This window comes from Kitasatospora sp. NPDC087861 (genome assembly GCF_044742585.1).
In the GTDB taxonomy this organism is placed as follows: Bacteria; Actinomycetota; Actinomycetes; order Streptomycetales; family Streptomycetaceae; genus Kitasatospora.
Window position 1 is genome coordinate 80,112 of sequence record NZ_JBIUUS010000021.1, and the last position, 17,438, is coordinate 97,549.

At 74.3% G+C, this 17,438-nt stretch carries 14 protein-coding genes; 1 reads left to right on the forward strand and 13 read right to left on the reverse strand.

Annotated elements, in window-relative coordinates; all coding sequences use genetic code 11:
- Positions 1-4 precede the first annotated feature (4 nt).
- From ACIOJE_RS27570 to ACIOJE_RS27600, 7 genes are read right to left on the reverse strand one after another with little or no spacing between them, the layout of a single operon-like run.
- Positions 5-892 carry a hypothetical protein gene (locus ACIOJE_RS27570; protein ID WP_400779642.1) on the reverse strand — a complete coding sequence of 296 codons (888 nt, stop codon included), beginning with the start codon at positions 890-892 and terminating at the stop codon, positions 5-7.
- Complete coding sequence (locus ACIOJE_RS27575) at positions 889-1,785, reverse strand: type II secretion system F family protein (RefSeq protein WP_400779644.1); 897 nt, start codon at positions 1,783-1,785, stop codon at positions 889-891. Before ACIOJE_RS27575 ends, ACIOJE_RS27570 begins: the two co-directional genes overlap by 4 nt.
- Entirely contained in the window at positions 1,785-3,362 is a 1,578-nt protein-coding gene (locus ACIOJE_RS27580; RefSeq protein ID WP_400779646.1) for a CpaF family protein, read from the reverse strand. The genes ACIOJE_RS27575 and ACIOJE_RS27580 overlap by 1 nt, the downstream gene beginning before the upstream one ends.
- A gap of 1 nt (position 3,363) precedes the next feature.
- Entirely contained in the window at positions 3,364-4,176 is an 813-nt protein-coding gene (locus ACIOJE_RS27585) for a hypothetical protein (protein WP_400779648.1), read from the reverse strand.
- Position 4,177: 1 nt separating this feature from the next.
- Positions 4,178-4,858 carry an SAF domain-containing protein gene (locus tag ACIOJE_RS27590; protein WP_400779650.1) on the reverse strand — a complete coding sequence of 227 codons (681 nt, stop codon included), beginning with the start codon at positions 4,856-4,858 and terminating at the stop codon, positions 4,178-4,180.
- Positions 4,859-4,873: 15 nt separating this feature from the next.
- Positions 4,874-5,797, reverse strand: coding sequence for an ATP/GTP-binding protein (locus tag ACIOJE_RS27595; RefSeq protein ID WP_400779652.1), 924 nt, complete (start codon positions 5,795-5,797; stop codon positions 4,874-4,876).
- Complete coding sequence (locus ACIOJE_RS27600) at positions 5,791-6,354, reverse strand: hypothetical protein (protein WP_400779654.1); 564 nt, start codon at positions 6,352-6,354, stop codon at positions 5,791-5,793. The genes ACIOJE_RS27595 and ACIOJE_RS27600 overlap by 7 nt, the downstream gene beginning before the upstream one ends.
- A 553-nt stretch (positions 6,355-6,907) precedes the next feature.
- On the opposite strand from ACIOJE_RS27600, the gene ACIOJE_RS27605 reads away from it, so the two are divergent.
- The gene (locus ACIOJE_RS27605; RefSeq protein WP_280685915.1) at positions 6,908-7,552 is read left to right on the forward strand and encodes a hypothetical protein; all 645 of its coding nucleotides are present in this window, start codon (positions 6,908-6,910) and stop codon (positions 7,550-7,552) included.
- Between the two features lie 194 nt (positions 7,553-7,746).
- On the opposite strand, the gene ACIOJE_RS27610 is transcribed toward ACIOJE_RS27605, so the two are convergent.
- The 6 genes from ACIOJE_RS27610 to ACIOJE_RS27635 all read right to left on the reverse strand — a co-directional run bounded on the left by ACIOJE_RS27610 (position 7,747) and on the right by ACIOJE_RS27635 (position 17,435).
- Positions 7,747-8,703 carry a replication-relaxation family protein gene (locus ACIOJE_RS27610; protein WP_400779656.1) on the reverse strand — a complete coding sequence of 319 codons (957 nt, stop codon included), beginning with the start codon at positions 8,701-8,703 and terminating at the stop codon, positions 7,747-7,749.
- Between the two features lie 15 nt (positions 8,704-8,718).
- Positions 8,719-10,905, reverse strand: coding sequence for an ATP/GTP-binding protein (locus ACIOJE_RS27615; protein ID WP_280685917.1), 2,187 nt, complete (start codon positions 10,903-10,905; stop codon positions 8,719-8,721).
- Complete coding sequence (locus ACIOJE_RS27620) at positions 10,902-11,342, reverse strand: hypothetical protein (protein WP_280685918.1); 441 nt, start codon at positions 11,340-11,342, stop codon at positions 10,902-10,904. Before ACIOJE_RS27620 ends, ACIOJE_RS27615 begins: the two co-directional genes overlap by 4 nt.
- 164 nt (positions 11,343-11,506) lie before the next feature.
- Positions 11,507-12,682 (reverse strand): C40 family peptidase, encoded by a 1,176-nt coding sequence (locus tag ACIOJE_RS27625; RefSeq protein WP_280685919.1) that lies wholly within the window; start codon positions 12,680-12,682, stop codon positions 11,507-11,509.
- Entirely contained in the window at positions 12,679-14,886 is a 2,208-nt protein-coding gene (locus ACIOJE_RS27630; RefSeq protein WP_280685920.1) for a hypothetical protein, read from the reverse strand. Before ACIOJE_RS27630 ends, ACIOJE_RS27625 begins: the two co-directional genes overlap by 4 nt.
- The gene (locus tag ACIOJE_RS27635) at positions 14,886-17,435 is read right to left on the reverse strand and encodes an ATP-binding protein (protein WP_280685921.1); all 2,550 of its coding nucleotides are present in this window, start codon (positions 17,433-17,435) and stop codon (positions 14,886-14,888) included. The genes ACIOJE_RS27630 and ACIOJE_RS27635 overlap by 1 nt, the downstream gene beginning before the upstream one ends.
- Between the last annotated feature and the right edge of the window lie 3 nt (positions 17,436-17,438).

The following is a 17,438-nucleotide window of genomic DNA, read 5'->3' on the forward strand; positions in this document are numbered from 1 at the left end:
CCGGTTACATGAGGAAGATGCGGATCAGCGCGGGGAAGGCGAAGTAGGCGAGCAGGACCATGGACAGCAGGGTCACGGGCACGGCCATGCTTTCGGTGGCGGCGTTGGCGCGGGCCTGTTCGGCGGCGGCGAGCTCGCCGGCGAGGCTCTCGGAGCGGGCGCGCAGGGTCTCGTAGATGGCGGCGCCGTCGCGGCCGGAGATGCTGACGATGTCGGCGATGTCCTCGGCGGCGGTGACGCCGGTGTCGCGGCCGAAGGCGCGCAGCCCCTCCCACGGCGGTTCCCGGTCGAGGCGGGCGCGCAGCAGGGCCTGCTGGATGCGCCGGAACACCCAGCCGTCGGCGACGTCGGCGGGGCGCTCCAGGGCGTCGGCGGCGCCGGCGTCGGAGGCGCGTTCCATCGCGACGAGCTCCATGTAGGCGACGACCGCGGTGGTGGCCTCCTCCCGGGCCCGCTTGGCCTTGTCGCGCAGCGCGAGGTCGGGGACGAACCAGGCGGCGGCCGCGATGGCGGGGCCGGTGAGCGCGGGGACGGTGAGGCCGAGGTCCCAGCCGCCGAGGACGAGGATGGCGGTCAGCAGGGACGGCAGCAGCAGTCCGCCGGCGGCCATCGCGGTCTTGGCGGCGACGAAGTTGCCGGGGCTCTGGCCGGTGAGGTCGAGGTCGCGCAGCGGCAGGCGCAGCACGGTGGCGAAGCGGTCGGCGGCCGCGGTGCCGGCCCGCTCCCACCACGGTGCGGCCTCGGCGGGTGCGTCGGGTTCGCGTCGGGCGGGGGCGGCGTCGATGCGTTCCAGGACGGCGCCCAGGTCGGGCGGGGCCGGGATGAGTTCGCGCAGCAGCAGGGCCAGGCCGGCGCCGAGGATCGCGCCGGCGAGTAGGGCGTAGGGGCTCACCGGGTCACCGTCCGGGGCCGGGGCGTGCGGGGTGAGGCGCCGGCGGTGTGCTCGCCGTCCTGGAGGAAGCCGGGCTGCGGCCGGGTGCTGCCGAGCCGGTGCATCCACGCGAACAGGCCGACGACGGCGCCGAGCAGGAGTAGTAGGACGATCATCCCCGGGGCGGTGTTGTAGGGGGCGAGGTAGTCGCGGTTGAACGAGAAGGCGGTGATGACCGTGACGGTGATGCAGCAGATCCAGCGGGCGGTGGTGCGGGACTTGGCGCGGTCGGCTTCGACGTCGCGTCGGCGGCGCACCACGTCGGCGGTGCGTGAGCCGAGGTCGGACAGCACCTGTGCGAGGCCCGGGCCGCGGTCCTTGATGCGCAGCGCGAGGGCGGTGGCGACCAGGTCGGCGCGCGGGTCGGCGAGCTCGCGGGCGAACGCGCGCAGTGCGTCCTTCGGGTCCCAGCGGGCCTGCAGGCGGGCCGTCAGGTCGGCGACCTCGCGGGCGATCGGCGCCGGGGTGGTGCGCAGGGAGGCTGCGATCGCCTCCTCGATGCCGATGCCCACCCGTACCAGGTCGCCGAGGCGTTTGGTCCACTGGGCGAGGGCGTCCAGGCGCTCGATCCGCTCGGTGGCGGTCTTGTTCGGGGTGAGCAGCCAGGGCAGGAAGAACACGGCGGCGGTGATGACGAGGGCGGAGGGCAGCCAGCCGGTGGCCAGCCACACCAGGACGAAGGCGCCGGCGGCGGCGCCGGTCTGGATCTGCAGGCGGCGCCGGGCCTTGGGCGGTCGGGTGGTGCGGGTGCGCCGGGGGCGGGGCGGGGCGGTGGTGCCGCGCAGGCCCGCGGCCAGGGCGGCGGCGCCCAGGAGCAGGCACGTCCCGGCGAAGGCGGCGATCAGGACGCCCATCAGATCACCGTCCGTCGGGTGGTGAGCGGCTTGGTCCACGCGCCGGGCGTGGACAGCCACGCGGGGTCGAACCCGGCGGCCTCCAGTTCGTCCAGGCACGCGGGCAGCACCCCGGTGGGCACCGCCCGGGGTTCGCCGCGGCGCGGCGCGAAGATGGTGTTGTAGGCGGGGTGGCCGCCGCGCTCGCCGACTCCGGTGACCTCCAGGACGTGCTGGACGAAGCGGTGCCGGACGCCGCCGGCCGCGGACTCGTCGACCATGCGGATGTGCACGACGAGGTCGAGCGCGTTGGCGGCCATCAGGTATGCGAGTTCCTGGGTCATCCCGGCGCTGCCGTGCTCCAGGCACAGCTGCGCGATGCGGGCGAACACGGCGTCCGGTTTGCGGACGTGGATCGTGCACAGCGACCCGCCCTCACCGCCGGACATGGCCTGCAGCATCGGCACGATCTCCGCCGAGCGGACCTCGCCGACGATCATGCGGCGCAGGTTCATGCGCAGCGATGGGGCGATCAGGTCGGAGATGGTGATCTGTCCGATCTCCCGGCCGTCCGCGCCGCGTTCGCCGTTGCCCTCGCGGGCCTCCATCGGCACGACCTGGCGCAGGTGCCCGACCTTGTGCAGGTACAGCTCCGACTCGGTCTCGAAGGTGCCCAGGCGCTCGTCCGGGTCGATCTCGCGGGCCAGGGCGATCAGCATCGTCGTCTTCCCGACGCCCTGGGTGCCGGAGACCATGATGTTCTTGCCCGCGCGCATCGCCGAGCGCAGCAGGGCCAGCAGTGCGGTGTCGATGGTGCCGGACTCCACCAGGGCGTCCAGGGTGATGTCGCGCACCCGCTGGCGGCGGATCGTCACATAGGGGCGCGGGGTGACCTGGGTCATCGCCTGCAGCCGGTAGCCGCCGTCCAGGGCGAGGGCCAGCAGTGGGTGCGCGTTCGACAGCGACCGCTCGCCCTGCCCGTGACGGCGTGCCAGCAGCTGCAGGAACTCCACCAGCTCCTCGTCGCTGTCGGCGACCGCGTCGACCCGGCGGCGCGGGCGGCCGGCCCAGTCCGCCCACACGTCGTCGCAGCCGTTGATCATCAGGTTCTCCAGCTCCGGGTCGTCCAGGTAGGGCTGGAGCCGGCCGAGGCGGAACTGGGCGTCGAAGACGGCCTGGACGAGGGAGCGCTCGTCGGCCGGGGTGGGGGAGACCTGGCGGGCCGTCGCGTAGTCCGCCGCCCACCGGGCGACCAGGGTGTTGATCAGGGAGCGGCCGAGCTGCTCGGCGTCCTCGCCCGGCATCTCGCCGCCGTGGCGCTCCTTGTAAGCCTGGAACTCCGGGGCGAGACGGTCGGCGAGCTCGCGGCGCAGCTCGCGCACCGTCGACCACTCCCAGCGCACCGCGCGCCCGTGCCCGGCCGGGACGACAGGTCCGGGCCGCAGCCCGCCCGGCACGGCGGCCGGTGCCGGGGTGGGCACGGGCGAGGGCCACACCGTCGCCGCCCCCGGATCCGCGGCCGCGGGGGAGGCCTGCGCCGCCGTGGCGGGGTCGGCCACGTAGACGCCCGGGTACAGGGGCCTGCCGCGTACCGTCATCTCAGACCACCTCCCCGGCGCCGTGCGGGGCGGCCAGCTGCTCCTGGCGTGACCAGGCGAGCTGTTGGAGGCGCCGTCCGGCATCCGCGGCCTGGCGCATCAGGGCCGAGCGGGCGAAGGCCTTCCCGCCTTCGCCGCCGTGGGTCAGCACCCGGGCCGCCGGCGGGTCGAACGGCAGCCGGGCCAGTACCGGCAGGCCCAGATGGGCCGTGATGTCCCGCTCGGCGTACGGCCCCTCGCCGATCAGCAGCAGGCCGAGGTTGTGCGCGCCCCGGCCGCCGGCCAGCTCCCGCAGGGCCTCGATCCGAGGGCGCGCCGCAACGGCCGAGCGCAGCGTGCCGCGCACCACCACCGCGACCACGTCCGCGGAGCCGGCCAGCGCGGACGCCGCCCCGGCCGCGCCGCAGCGGCCGAGGTCCACCAGCACGTCGCAGCCCGCGCCGCGGTGCCACGCCCCGAACAGGGTGGCCAGATGCGGCCAGGTCTGGGCCAGGCCCGCGGCCTGTGCCGGGTGCTTGAGGCCCGGCAGCAGCAGGCGGTCGGCCTGCGTCTCGGGCACGGACAGGTTGATCAGCTGTTCCCACAGGCCCGCTTCCAGCCGGCCGAGGCGGTCGGCGACCTGGAGGTTCGCGAGCGAGTGCGGGCCGGGGACACGGCCCTCCAGGTAGCCGGCGACCACGGAGCCGCCGTCGGGGTCGCACTCGGCGAGCAGCACCTTGCGCCCGGCCTGCAGAGGCCAGGTGAGCAGCAGGGCCAGCGCGCTGGTGGTCACGCCGGGGCCGCCGCTTGCTCCGGCGAGGGCGATCACGGCCATGTCAGCCTCCCGCGGGCAGGACCAGGAGCGCGACCTCGCCGCGGGCGCTCCACCGGGCGAGGGTCGCGCTGTCGGCCGTGGAAGCGGCGACATCGACGACGGTCTCGCCGGAGCTGGCGGGCTTGCCGACCCGCACGACGACCGCCGTCAGGGCGGGTGCCGGGGCCTGTGTGGTCGTGGCACCGGCGCCGTCCCGGGGGGCCTGTACCAGCTGCAGCTTCTGGCCGGGGGCCAGGGGCGTGGCGGGGATGCGCGAGGGCTCCAGCGAGACCGCGACCAACTGCTGGCCGGGGCCGACCAGCGGGTCGGAGGTGATGGCCTTCTCGGTCAGCAGGCTGCCGGCCGGCAGGCCGGAGACCGCGCGCTTGCCGACCACGGCCTTGATGTCCTGGGCCGGGACGGGCTTGAGCGCCGGGTCGGTGGCGATCTTCGCCTCCACGAGGTCGTCGACGGCCAGCACCGCCCCGGCCGGCACGTCGTGCGCCAGCGCCAGGACCGGCGTGCGGTGTCCGGTGGCGACGTAGAGGTAGGCGCCGGCCAGCGATCCGACGGCGATCAGCGCGACCGAGGCGGCGATCATCGCCGGACGGCGGCGGCGCACCGGCAGCTGGCGGACGGGTGGCGCGGCCGGTGCGGCCGGTGCGGAGGCCTGCGGCGGGCGCGGAACGCGGGTGGTGGTCATGGGCTTCCTCGGTGCTCAGGGCTTGACGACGGCCTGGGCCTCGGCGACGGCCACGTCGGCGGCGGAGGTGCGGGTGAGCGTCAGGTGCCCCTGCCGCCCTGCGCCCGTCCAGTCCACGCTCCACGTGGTGACGGCGCCGACGTGGAACTTCCCCTTGTCCTGCCGGGCCGAGGTGGAGGTGTAGGTGTGGCCGCAGTCGGGCGAGGGGTGGGCGCCGTAGGAGGGGTCGTACGGCGTCCCGGGGCCGGTGCAGGTGACGGTGTGCCCGTCGCCCATCGACCAGGCGATCTGTGTGGCGTGCGCGGTGGCGGTGACGGTGACGGCGCCAGCGGTGACGCTCTTGGTGTTCGGGCCCCAGGCGGTCGGCGAGACTGCGGTCCACATCCAGACGGGCATGCCCACCAGGCCGGTGCTGCCCGGCGCGGGGGCCATGCCGATCTGCGGTCCCGTCAGCTGCATCGTGTCGACGGCCTGCTGGGCGAGCGCGGCGAGGTCGACGCCGCCGCCGTAGCCGGGAGGGGGGTTCTGCAGCCACTGGTCGGGCGACGGGGACATGCCTCCGTCGGGGGTGAGGCAGACGACCGAGTAGACCGCGCCGTCGCCGGGCTGGTGTCCGGCCCAGCTCGGGTCGCCGGCCGCCGGCTGGGTGGCCAGTTGGCGCCAGTAGCAGCCGTCCGCGTTGTTGAACCAGCCGAGTTCGGCGTTGCCGCACGGCCACTGCACGCCGTGCCAGCTGCACGCCGGCTCGCCCCCCGGTCCGTCTGCGGGTTTCCCCTGGCCTCCGGCGGGTGCCTTGGTGGCGGTTCCGAGGTCGGTGGCGTCCAGGCAGATCATGGTGTCGCACTCGGTCACGCCGCCGTCGGCCCACGCGGGCCGGGCGCAGGCCAGGGCGAGGCCGGCGGCGGCGAGCGCCGCCGCCTGGCGTCTGCGGCTCAGCATGCCTGGTCCTGGTGGCGGGTGACGTCGGTCATCTTCCAGTCCGTCCCGACGGTGCGGGCGCTGTAGACGATGACGTACCGCAGCCGGTTGGTGACCTTCTTCTCCTGCCCGCTGGCCTTGTCGACGGGCTTCCAGGCGGTGACGTCCAGGCAGTCGCGGACGGTGGCGGTCCTGGGCGTGGCCGCGATGTCGATCGTCTCGACCTGCGGGGTGTGCGCGGGCGCTCCGGTGAAGACGATCCCCAGGCCGCCGAATTTGACGACGGAGATCCGCACGTCGCCGAGCGCCTTGTCGGTGGTGAACCTCTCCAGGTCGGTGCCGTCCGTGGAGCCCTTGGCGAACGCCTTCACCTGCTCCGCCCACATGCCCGTGTAGGCGGCGAGGACCTGGGACTTGGCGTCGGCCGCCGGGTCAATGGTGGGCGACGCGGCCGCGCTCGTGGTCGTGGGGGCGGGGCTCGCCGTCGCGGGCGGCGGTGCGGCCGCGGTGTCCGGTCCGGAGCTGCAGGCGGTCAGCAGGCCGGCCGTGCACAGGAGCGCGGTGGCGGCTGAAAACATCCGGCCGGCCGAACGCCTCGTCGTGTGCTGCACGTCATCCCCCAAGTCGTCCTGGCCGAAGGCGATCACGGGGCGCGTGAAGCAGCGCACGCCCGTAACCGGTGTAACTGGCCGCGGCCCCCCGCAGTCACTTGCCCGAACTGGTGCGGCGGCCGCCGTGAAGACGCGGCCTCGGCGCGCGCGCATGATCAATCCCCATCGTGCGCGTGCGTCACGGCGGCCACACTACGAGAATTCCGGCCATATTCCTATCACTCCGTGGTGTTTCGCCTACACAGCGCGTTCAAACCGGAATAAAGCGGGCGCAGTTGTGACCGGCGGGGTCGGCACCGGCACCAACACCCGCCGCAGCGTGCCGCCTTGGGCGACCGACTGTGACCGGACAGCACAGTTTGCGCGCTTGCTACCGTGACCCGCAGGTCACAGGGCTTCTGGTCACGGCTGTTTGCGAGCCCACCGGGCTCGCAACCCTGAATTCACCTTCCCTGGACCCACGAGCGTCAGGGCCGATTCGTATGCTGAGTCCCGCCTGCCCGACCGAGAGGACCTGAGCGTGCCAACCGCCTACACCTGGAGCGGGAGCTGCCCTGTCGTCGTCTACGCCCCCGACGTGCCACGGGAGCGGCGCGCCCGTGAAAGGCACGGCATCCTTCGCGGGTGGCGCCCCAAGAGCACCGTCGGGCGCCTCGGCGACCAGGCCCTCTACACCAAGGACCTCGCCGTCACCCGGGCCAGGCTTCTCGGGCAGCGCCCCGATCCGAAGGACGGCCGCGGCTACGAGTTCCCCGACTTCTGGTACGCCTGCTGCGCGGTGTGGAAGTCGGCCCAGCCGGTGGCCGGCATCGTGGACCTCGCCGAGGTCGACCACCTTCTCGCCGAAGAGCTCTGGACTGGCGCTCAGCTCATCGCCCAGCTGAAAATGCTGGATGAACAGCCTTACAACACGGTCACGGCGATCTCGCGACTCCTCGACCAACTGGACTCGCGTCGGGCAGACCTTGCGGCGCTCGCCGAACAGAACACGAGACTCTACGAGGCCTCTGGGAGCGATCCCTCCACCGCTCCCGAGGTTGTCCGCCGCGCTCTGGAGCACGCCGAGTCCCTCAATGCGCACCGGCCCGTCCAAGACCTGAGCCTGCTGACCGCCAGCCTGCGCGAGGTCGTCCAGCGGATGTTGACAGCGGAGAAGAACGGCTAGCCCCAGCTCTCCCCTGGGCTGGGCGGCCATCAGCTCCCATGAAACGCTGACCAGCACTACCGGCCACCTCACTCGCCGGCCAGAGCAGGCGCCGGACGCTCCGGCCCGTCTCAACTGCCGTGCGGCTCGCGCGCTCCGATTCGCAATATTCGGAGTCCATTCGCGGAGCGTGCTGTCCAGTCACACCGACCGGGTCAGGCGGCTGCGGCGGCGGGCGCCGGGCCGGGGCGCAGCCATGCGTCGACGGGGTCGGCCGGGCCGAGTAGCGGGGTGAACACCGGGGCGAAGGGGCCGTCCTGGCGCAGCCGGTCGAGGGTGGTGGCGCCGGCGCGCAGCGGTCCGGCGGCGACGAGCGGGTCGCTGGCGGCGAGGCTGCGCAGGTCGGCGATGCGCCGCTCCAGGCGATGTTCGGGGGCGCCGGTGAAGACGAGGAGGAGGCGGGGGAAGGCGGGGTAGCGGGCGCGCCAGGCCGGTGCCCCTGTGCCGGCCCGGCCGGGGCGGGCGCCGGCCCGGCCGCCGCTCTGCGGGACGTACTTCTGGTAGCAGGCGTAGGCGTGGAGTTTGTGGGCGAGGCGGGCGACGGTCATGGTGGCGCGGTCGATCTCGACGAAGAACGTCAGCAGGGTGCGCTGCCGGGCCTTTTGGTCGGTGTGGACGTAGTTGAGGACGGCGTCCGGGATCAGGGAGAGGTCCTCGCCGGGGCGGCTGTCGTCGCGGTAGTGGTGGGCGGTCTCCGGGGACCAGTCGAGGGGGCCGCAGTCGTGGCCCAGCGTCCGGGCCCAGTGGACGAAGGCGATGCCCGCCTCGACGGTGGCCAGGGTGTGCTCCTGCAGGGGACCGGCGGCGGCCTCCGGGCTCATCCGGTAAGGGCGTACGGGGAGCAGTCCGGCGGCTTCCACCGCCTCGGCGCCCTTGGCGGTGAGCCACCACAGCAGGCTGGTCTGCCCGTGGGCGCGGCGTCCGACCGCATCCGCCAGGCCCGCAGCGCGCAGGCGGTGGAGCTGGCGGCGCAGGTACTCGGCCCGGCTCTGGTGCGGGGTCAGGAGGCGGTGCAGCTGGTCGGTGGAGACCAGACGGTGCTGGTAGAGGACGGTCATGGCCTGCTGGCCGATCGCGCCGACGCCCTGGGGCGCGGTGACGGGGTACGGCATGGCGGTGCTCCGGGATCAGTTGAGGACGGTGGTCGGGTCGGCGCCGTCGGCAGGGGCGCAGGGCAGGCCGAGGTGGTGGGACAGGACGGTGCCGTCGAGGTCTTCGAGGGCGGCGAGGATGTCGCCGGCGGTGCGGCGGCTCAGATTGGTGTCGATCGCCCGGTCGAGGTCGGGGACGCCGTCCGGGTTGTCGTAGTGGGCGTAGATCTCCTCGACGGGCAGGCCGCGCACCCGGAACGGGGTGGTGCGCCGGCCGTCCAGGTTCAGCGACATGACGTAGTGGTATTTCGGCAGGTCGGTGATGGTCTCGGGGGTGACGTGGCCGTTCCAGCGGCGGGCGACGAACGCGGCCTCGTCGAAGTCGGCGGCGCAGGTGGCCAGCAGGGACTGGTTCTGCAGCAGTGCCTGCCGGGTGATCGCCGACAGGCGCAGCGCCATTTGCGTCATGCCGGTGAAGCGGACCTCGTACTTGCGCAGCTGCTCGGCGATGGCGGCGAGGAATCCCTTGCTGGAGGCGTCCAGGGCGGTGAGCTCGTCGCCCCAGGCCCAGAAGGTGGCGCGCTTCTCGCGCGGGGTGTCCTGGCGGGAGAGACCGGCGCGGTGCAGGTCGTGGATGAGCAGGCACGACACGAGGGCGTCGGACTCGGAGCCGGACGGGCAGACGAACACGACCTTGCTCTCGTCCATGGCCTGGCGCACGTCGTAGGCGGAGCGGGGCGAGCCGAAGAACGCCTGCAGCGAGCGGGAGGTGTCGAGGCGGTCGATGGCGTAGGTGACGGTCGGCACCGCGTCTTTGGCCAGGGACGGGAACGTCTTCTCCCAGTACGCCCGCACCCTGGGCGGCAGTTTGGGCAGCAGCAGGGCGCGCCAGTCCTCGTCGGTCAGCCAGGTCCGCAGTTGGAAGAGGGTGCACTGGGCGTCCGGGCTGCCGGCGGCGACGGCCTGCAGGTTGAGCAGGGCCAGGGACTGGGCGGCGCGCGCCAGGATCGTGCGGGCCCGGGGCGCGCTGTCGCCCCAGTCCTGGGCGGCGGCGATGCCCTCCACGACCGAGCGCACGACCTCCTGGACGTCGCCGAGCGACCGGTCCTCCATCGACAGCGGGTTCCAGGAGACGACCGTCTGGTCCGGCTCGGAGCGCGCCAGGTTGATCTCCCACACCCGCGGCGCGATGTCAGGATGCGCGAGGTAGGGCTTGGCGCGCACCCACGCCTCGCCGTGCGGGTCGAGGAACCACGTGCCGAAGCCGGCGTGGGCGAGCGCGATGCACTGCACCAGCGCCGACTCCGTCTTGCCGTGCCCGGACTTGCCGAGCACCAGCGCGAACAGCAGGTCACGCACGCGCGCGGCGCCGATGCGCTCCACGCCGTCCGGGTAGACCACCGCGCCCAGCGGCACCAGGTCGCGCTGCCCGCTGTAGACGGGCAGGTCCGCCGGAGCCGGCGGCACCAGGCCTCCGGAGCGCACCACACCGGCGGCGTGGCACCGCGCGGTCGGCGGCTTCAGGAACCCGGCCAGCTCCGGGACCGTCACCCACTGGCGCCGCGCGGGCGCGAACTCCCCGGAGGCGAAGCGCCGGTCGAACGCGGCCACCGCACCCCGGGTACGCGGCGTGCGGGCCTTCAGGTAGTTCTCGCCTCCGGTCACCGCGAACGCGGCGAGCAACTGGTGCATCCGCGCGAGCGCCGCCTGCGGGTGCGCCGCGCGGGTGCGCAGCAGCAACTGGAGGGCGAAGACGGCAGTGCCGGGCTCGAACTTGCCGACCCCCTCGCGCACGTCCGTCATCCGCGGCAGCCGGCTCCCGGCGCCGCCTCGCCCGGAGCCCCCGCCGGACCAGGCCGACGAGAACGACTCCGCCAGCCCCGCACCCCACAACCCGCCGGCCAGCCGCTCCCCGTACGCCGACGGCCCCCGCCGCCTGGCCTGCGCCAGAAGCCGGCGCCGCCGCCGGGCCAGGGCCCGCTCCGAGACCGGCACCAGGTCGATCACCACCTCGGCCTGCTCGCCCGCCTCGGTGCGCACCGAGGCCATGGCGGCGGCGACCTGCTGCAGCGGGTCCGGGGCCAGGCCCAGCGCCGCCAGCGGACGCCGGTCGGCGAACGCCAGGACCAGCTCGGCCCGCTGCACGTACAGCCGCCCGCCGCGCCCGGTGGCACCCGCCGGGTCGTCGGCGGGCTTGGCGAGGCTGACCGCCGGCGCGCTCACCGCGCGTCCCGCTGCGTGGTGAAGCGGACCGGGGTGATCGCGCTGCGGGCCCCGGCGGCGTGGACTTCGACCCCGGTGAAGCCGGGCATCGCCAGGACGGCTGCCGCCGCGGCGGGGCCCTCCAGGTAGCAGTGCATCCGTCCGCCCTCGGCGCTGTAGCGCACCCGCACGGCCGCGCCGCGGGCGGGCACGCCGCCGGCGGCATGGTGGACACGGGCCAGATGGCGGCCGAAGCGGGCGACCTCCCCCTCACCGGGGTCGAACGCGCTGGTGGGGACGACCTCGACCACGGTCCGCCGGGCCAGTGCCGCCCGGCAGCGGCGCAGTCGGCGCCGTGCCGCCCACAGCCACCCGCCGCCGCCCGCCGCCGCGAGCCCCGCCAGGTACGGAAGGGCGTGGGCGCCCCACCCGAGGACATCGATGCCGGGGACGGTCATGACACCCCCACGAGGGGAACAGGGTGAGCGGGGCGGTGGGGCATGGCGGCCTCCTGGTCGGCGACGGCAACGGGAACCTCGCCCGGACCAAGTCGCCTCCGCGGCCCGGTCCAGACACCACCCGCCGGGATTTTGCCGATCCGTTACAAAAGCCTGAGTCGTAGTCAGCCGGCCACGACGCGCCGCGCGGCAAGGACCGGCCCCGCCAGCTGGGACACCTTGACCACGTCGCCGGTGCGGGGGGCCTGCACGATGAGGCCGGGGCCGATCACCATCGCCACGTGTTCGGGGGTCTCCGCGGTGCCGCGGGTGAAGACCAGGTCCCCCGCGCGCAGTGACGCCGCTTCGGTGGACACGGCCGTCCCCTCGCCGACCTGGGTGTAGGTGGTGCGGGTGAGCTGGATACCGGCGACGCCGTAGGCGCGCTGGACCAGAGAGGAGCAGTCGCAGCGGCCGGCCGGGTCCGGGCCGTGGGCGTTGGTGCAGGAGCCGCCCCACTGGTAGGGCGTGCCGAGCTGCTCCAGGGCCCAGCGGATCGCGGTGCGCACCGTCGCGGGGGTGTCGGCGGGGATCTGGTAGCCGGCCGGGAGCTCGCCGGGTGGCGTGGAGTCGGTGGCGGGGACGGCACCGGGGCAGGGGCCGTAGTCGGCCGGGGCGGGGGCGGGCACCGTGGCGGGGGCCGCGCCCAGCGTGGGGGCGATGGCCTGCTGGAGGGCGGTGGCGAGGGTTTCGTGCCGGGCGTAGGCGTCGGGGTACGCGGACTGCTGGACGCGCTGCGCGGCGGCGGTGAGCGGCAGCTGCTGCCAGCCGTCGACCTGCTGGAGGGCGGTGTAGAACTTCGTGCTGGCGTAGGCGGGGTCGAGGATCTGTTCGCGGCTGCCCCAGCCCTGGGAGGGCCGCTGCTGGAAGAGGCCCGCCGAGTCGCGGTCGCCGCCGGGCAGGTTGCGCAGGCCGGATTCCTGCAGGGCGGTGGCCAGGGCGATGACCTGGCCCCGCGCCGGGACGGACATGCGGATGCCGGTGGCGACGATCGTCGTCGCGTGGGGGATCTGTTCGGCGGGCTGGGACAGGTCGGCGGGCGTGCCCGCGCCGGGGCCCCCGGCCAGGAGGGCCTTCACCTGTTCGGTGATCCGCCCGGTGTCCTGGGCCGCCGCCGGCGCACCGGGGCACACGGCCGCGCTCTGGCGGGCGGCCGCCCTGGTGTTCTTCTGGCGGGCGGCGGCACCGGTGGCGTGCGAAGCGGCGGCGGCCACCAGCAGCAGGCCCAGCACCAGCAGGAGGCCGACTGCCGGCAGGGCCGTCTTGACGGTGGATCGCTTCCCCTCGGCTCCGGTGGTCACGGGCGCCGCCGTGGCGGTGTGGGCCGGGTGGCCCGGTTGAGGCGCTGGCGCAGCCGGTGCTGGTGCGCGGACGCCGCAGGCCGGGGGGTGGGCGGCGCGGCGCGCTGCGGGGTGGCCGGAGCCGTGGCCGGGCGCGGCGGGGTGGTGGGGCGTTTCGGGTGCGGGGGCCGGGGCGGGCGCACGGTGGCGGGGCGGGGCGCCGTCGCGGTGGCGGGCGGGCTGGCAGCGGGTGCGGGGGCGCCGTTGTTGGCGGCGCTGGTGCTGTTCGGGGGAGCGGGCGGGAGGGGAGCAGGGGGCTTGGGTCCTTGGGGCCGTCCGGCCGGGCGGGCGGGACGGGTGGGACGGGCGCCGGGGCGTGGGCGGGCTGAGCGCTGGCTGGTGGCGAGGCGGGACATCAGCGCGGTGGCGCCGATGGACTGCGGCATCGCGTAGCCGGCGGCGGCCAGCGGGTTGCCCTGTGCGAGGGCGGCGCCGGCCAGGGCGGTGCGGACCAGGACGCGGGCGGTGGTGCGGGCGGCCTGACGGGGCTTCGCGGCGGGAGTAGGGGGCGGGCTGAAGACGCTTCCGTGGGTTCCGCCGACGCGGGCCGCGGACATCTTCTGGCGCCAGGCGGTGGCGACCTGCCGGGAGCGGGTGGTGATCTGGCGGCGTTTGCGGACCGCCGCGATGCACACGACGTCGACGGCCAGGAACCGCAGGGTCAGTTCGTTGCCCCAGTCGCTCTGGGCGGGGTCGAGGACGGCCTGGAGGACCACGATGAACACGGCCAGGGCGATGATGCTGGCGATCAGCTGGCCGAGCGAGCGCAGCACGCTGGCGCACCAGTCCCACAGGAAGCCGCGGCCGGCGCCGGGGATCGTGCCGACCACCAGGGCGGGCTCGCCGCGCACCGCGTCCCAGGCGATGCGGCACTGAGCGACGAGGAAGGACCCGGCGAGCGCGCAGATCAGGACGGTGACGATGGCGGCGGCGACCAGGAGGAACAGGGCGCCGCCGACCTTGTCGAGGCTGGCCTGCTTGGCGGCGGTGACGTCGCCGGGCACGCACTTCTTCTCGAACTTATCCATGGGCGGGGTGCCGTAGTGGCTGATCGCCCACTGCAGCGCCATGTCGATGGGCGGGTCGGTGAACTGGGAGATGTAGCTCGTGTTGGCCAGGTAGCTTCCGCCGGGCAGGTAGTTGAGGGTGGAGCTGACGGTCTTCTTGATCGCGGCGGTCCTCTGTGCGGCCGCCCGCTCGAAGGTGAGCTGCTCGATCCGGGCGTGGGCGTACTCGCCCGCGCACGGCCCGTCGAAGACCCGTCCGTACTGCAGCAGCATCGCGGGCTTGACGACGAAGGCGTCGGTGAGGGCGTCGGTGAGCGGCCGGGACAGGGTGAAGCGGGTGGCGTCGCCTTCGGGGCGGGGCCCGCCGGGGTCGGCCTGGAGGATGATGCCGGCGATCTCCAGGCTGAGGCCGCGGGCGGCGGCGATGGCGCCGTGGTCCTCGCCCAGCAGCGCCTGCGGGGGAGAGGCGAGCAGCGTCGTGGTCAGCGCGGCCAGCAGGATGGACACGGCCGCGTCCCCCCAGCCCCTGGCCTTGTCCCCGAAGAAGATCCGTGCGGCGCAGATCAGCGCGCACACAGCGAGGAACAGGGACGGCAACCCCATCTCGACGATGATCCGGGCGTGCACGGAACCGGCGACGGCAAGCGCCGGCTTGAGGAGCAGCTTCGCCAGGCCGAAGCTGAGCGCCCAGGAGATCAGCCAGCAGCAGAACGCGATCAGCCACTTGGTGACCATGAAGCACAGCTCGGTCAGCAGGTTCTCGATGCCCAGGTCCCAGTCGAGCACGCCGCCGGTGTCGCTGCGCACGGTGTAGGCGGAGATGGGCAGGCCGGCGCGGTCGGTGACGTTGAAGACGCCGAGCAGCCCGCCCTCGTCGGGCAGCAGCTTGCGCAGCTGTTCCGTCTCCTTCGCCAGACGGGCCTCCTGCTCGGCTGGTGTCACCTTCTCCGACTGCTCGCGCAGGAGGTCCTGTAGCCACTGCGTCTCCTGTGGCGTCGGGCCGGCGGGCTGGGAGGGGGCCGGCGTCGGCGCGGGCTCGGCCTGCGCGGGCAGGGAGGCGACGAACACGGTGGCGGTGGCCGCGAGGGCGGCCACCGTCAGGGCCGTGCGTATCCGGGCCGCGCCCAGTATCCGAAGTCGGCGCAGCAGCGCGGCCATCAGGCGGCCCTGCCGAATGCGGCGTCCCGGCCCGGGGTGGTGTGGATCGCCTGCGCGGCGGCCTCGTCCAGCGGGATCAGCACCTTCATCAGGCCGGTGCGCCCGGCCAGGTCCCGGTACAGGCACTCCCCGGCGCGCGCCGTCTTCTCCTCCTCGGGCAGGTCGATCGGGGACAGGCCGGAGGTGACCAGGTCCAGCAGCGCCGGGTCGGTGCCGTCCAGGCCCAGGAACGCCAGGCCGCGGGCGGCCAGCGTCCGGGAGGTCTGACGGAACAGCAGCCGGTGCGGGATCAGGCCGCGCACGACGGCGCCCTTCTCGCTGTCGGCCGGCCCGATGTCGTCCGGGTCGTGCGAGCCCAGGTACGCGGCGGCGTTGTGCTTGCGGCCGTCGCGCAGCATCTCCAGCAGCAGTTCCAGTCCCTCGTCGCTGCTGGTCAGCCACCAGCACTCGTCGAAGACCACGACGCCGAACTCGTCCCGGTTCTTCATCACGGTCTCGCGTGCCACTGCCGCGATCAGGTACATCACCGCGCGGCCGAGGACCTTCTCGAACTCCAGGCGCTCGATGCGGTGGTCGCTGGCCAGCTCCGACTTCTTCGGCAGTTGCAGGGCGCTGACGGCGAACACGACGCTGTCGGCGCCCTGGGTGTCGACCACCGGCAGGCTCTCGTCGAACACCACCCGGGCCAGGTCCTTGCGCGCCACCGCGGCCAGCTTGCGGGACAGGGCACGCGCGGCGTCGTCGCCGCCGGCCCCGCGCGCCGCGAGCTCGTCGGCGAGTCGCCGCATCGACGGCGCCGGCCGTTCCAGCACCGCCTGCACCGCCTCCGACAGCGCCACGCCCTCCAGGTCCATCGGCCGCACCCCCAGCAGCAGGGTGAGGAAGCTCTCGCAGAACCGGGCCGCGGTCTTCGGGCTGTCCTGGACGAACAGCCGCAGCGGGTCCAGACTCACCGCCGCGCCCTGGTCGATACGGATGACCTGGGTCGTGCCGGGGCAGGCGCGGGCGAAACGCACCCACTCCTCGTCCCGCGTGCGGTCCACGATCACCGCGCGGCCCCGAGAACCGGGCAGAGCGGCCAGGCGGCCGCGCGCCAGCACGTTGAACACCGCGGCCTTCATCGCCACGCTCTTGCCGGAGCCGAGTTCGCCGATGAACGCCATCGAGGCGGAGGCGTTCTCCCGCGGCCCCCTCGCGGAGTCGAGCAGCACCGGCCGGGCCCCGCCCGCGGCGATCTGGACCCCGAACAGACCGCCGCGCTCGTCACCGAGCCGGCACCCGCACCACGGCATCGCCATCGCGAAATCCCGCGCCAGCAGAATCTGCGCGTAGCCCGCCATCACCCGCGGCGTGCGGCAGCCCGGCAGCATCGCCCGCCACAGATCGGTCTGCGCGCCCACCGGCCGGGCGAAGGTGTACTCGTCGCCGCCGAAGTCGGACGCCAGAGAGGCCGCCCGGTCCTGCGCCTCCTGCGCGCTCGCCCCCCACACCGCCAACGTGACCATCGCCCGGATCTCAACCTCCCGCGGCGAGGCGGTCAGCCGCTCGTGGTACTCGTCGTTGTCCTCCGCGTTGCGGGCCACCAGCGGCGGCGGCCCGGCCGGATCCCCCTCGTACTCGGCGGCCTGGGCACGCAGGTGCCGGGCCCGCTTGCGGACCTTCACCTCCGCCTGCCTGCCGGGCACGACGACCAGGCGCGCCGCCCAGTCCACCGGGTAGGCGACGTCGTCCAGCTGCTGCAGGTAGGCCGCACCAGGCAGCGTGAACGCCTCCGGCATCTGAGCCAGCGCCAGCAGCGCCTGGTGGGAGTCGCCCCACTCACTGGACACCCGCAGGAAGCGGCGCGCGAACGGGTTCGCCGGCACCACGCCGTCGGCGGTGCCCCCCTCGGCCAGCACCACGTCCTCCAGCGCGGCGATCCCGCGCCCGCGTCCGCGCAGCAGCGGCTCGCTGCCGTCCGGCAACAGCGGCTCCACCAGGCCGCGGCGGATGCTGTGCCCGTAGATCCACAGGATCTCGGCCTCGCCGGCCGGGCGCATCGCCACCCCGGCAGGCCACTGGGCCTGCATCCTGCGGGCCTGGGCCAGTCGCCGCTCGGTCTCCCCCGCGGTGACGGGCGCGGGCACCAGCCCGAGCTGGAGGGCGAACCCCGCCTTCGCCGCCGAGCAGGCCGACACCACGGCGTCCTTGGGCGAGACGGCGGGCAGCGGCACGGCGAGCCAGTCGGTGCGGCCGGTGAGCTCCATCTGTCCGAGCTGGTCCAGCACCATATGCCCCAGCTGCTCGAAGCGCGGGCTCGCGTCCAGGTCGACGCCGTCCACCATCGCGCGCACCACGGCGACGGGGTCCACCTGCGGGCACAGGCTCAGCAGCATCGGCTCGCCGACCAGGCCCTTCAACAGGGCCTCGATCGCCGCCAGCCGCGCCCGCTTCGCGGACACCGGGGCGTAGGTGTAGCTGGTGGCGTCCACCCGCCACACCGCCCAGCACGCGCCGTGCGTCGTCCAGATCACGTTGCCGGCGATGTGACGGACCGGAAGTCGTCCCACGGT

Coding starts and splice junctions, on each gene's coding strand:
- ACIOJE_RS27590 (WP_400779650.1), bottom strand. CDS start 4,858: ATGACCACCACCCGCGTTCCGCGCCCGCCGCAGGCCTCCGCACCGGCC.
- ACIOJE_RS27595 (WP_400779652.1), bottom strand. CDS start 5,797: ATGCTGAGCCGCAGACGCCAGGCGGCGGCGCTCGCCGCCGCCGGCCTC.
- ACIOJE_RS27600 (WP_400779654.1), bottom strand. CDS start 6,354: ATGTTTTCAGCCGCCACCGCGCTCCTGTGCACGGCCGGCCTGCTGACC.
- ACIOJE_RS27580 (WP_400779646.1), bottom strand. CDS start 3,362: ATGACGGTACGCGGCAGGCCCCTGTACCCGGGCGTCTACGTGGCCGAC.
- ACIOJE_RS27630 (WP_280685920.1), bottom strand. CDS start 14,886: ATGGCCGCGCTGCTGCGCCGACTTCGGATACTGGGCGCGGCCCGGATA.
- ACIOJE_RS27585 (WP_400779648.1), bottom strand. CDS start 4,176: ATGGCCGTGATCGCCCTCGCCGGAGCAAGCGGCGGCCCCGGCGTGACC.
- ACIOJE_RS27620 (WP_280685918.1), bottom strand. CDS start 11,342: ATGACCGTCCCCGGCATCGATGTCCTCGGGTGGGGCGCCCACGCCCTT.
- ACIOJE_RS27610 (WP_400779656.1), bottom strand. CDS start 8,703: ATGCCGTACCCCGTCACCGCGCCCCAGGGCGTCGGCGCGATCGGCCAG.
- ACIOJE_RS27575 (WP_400779644.1), bottom strand. CDS start 1,785: ATGGGCGTCCTGATCGCCGCCTTCGCCGGGACGTGCCTGCTCCTGGGC.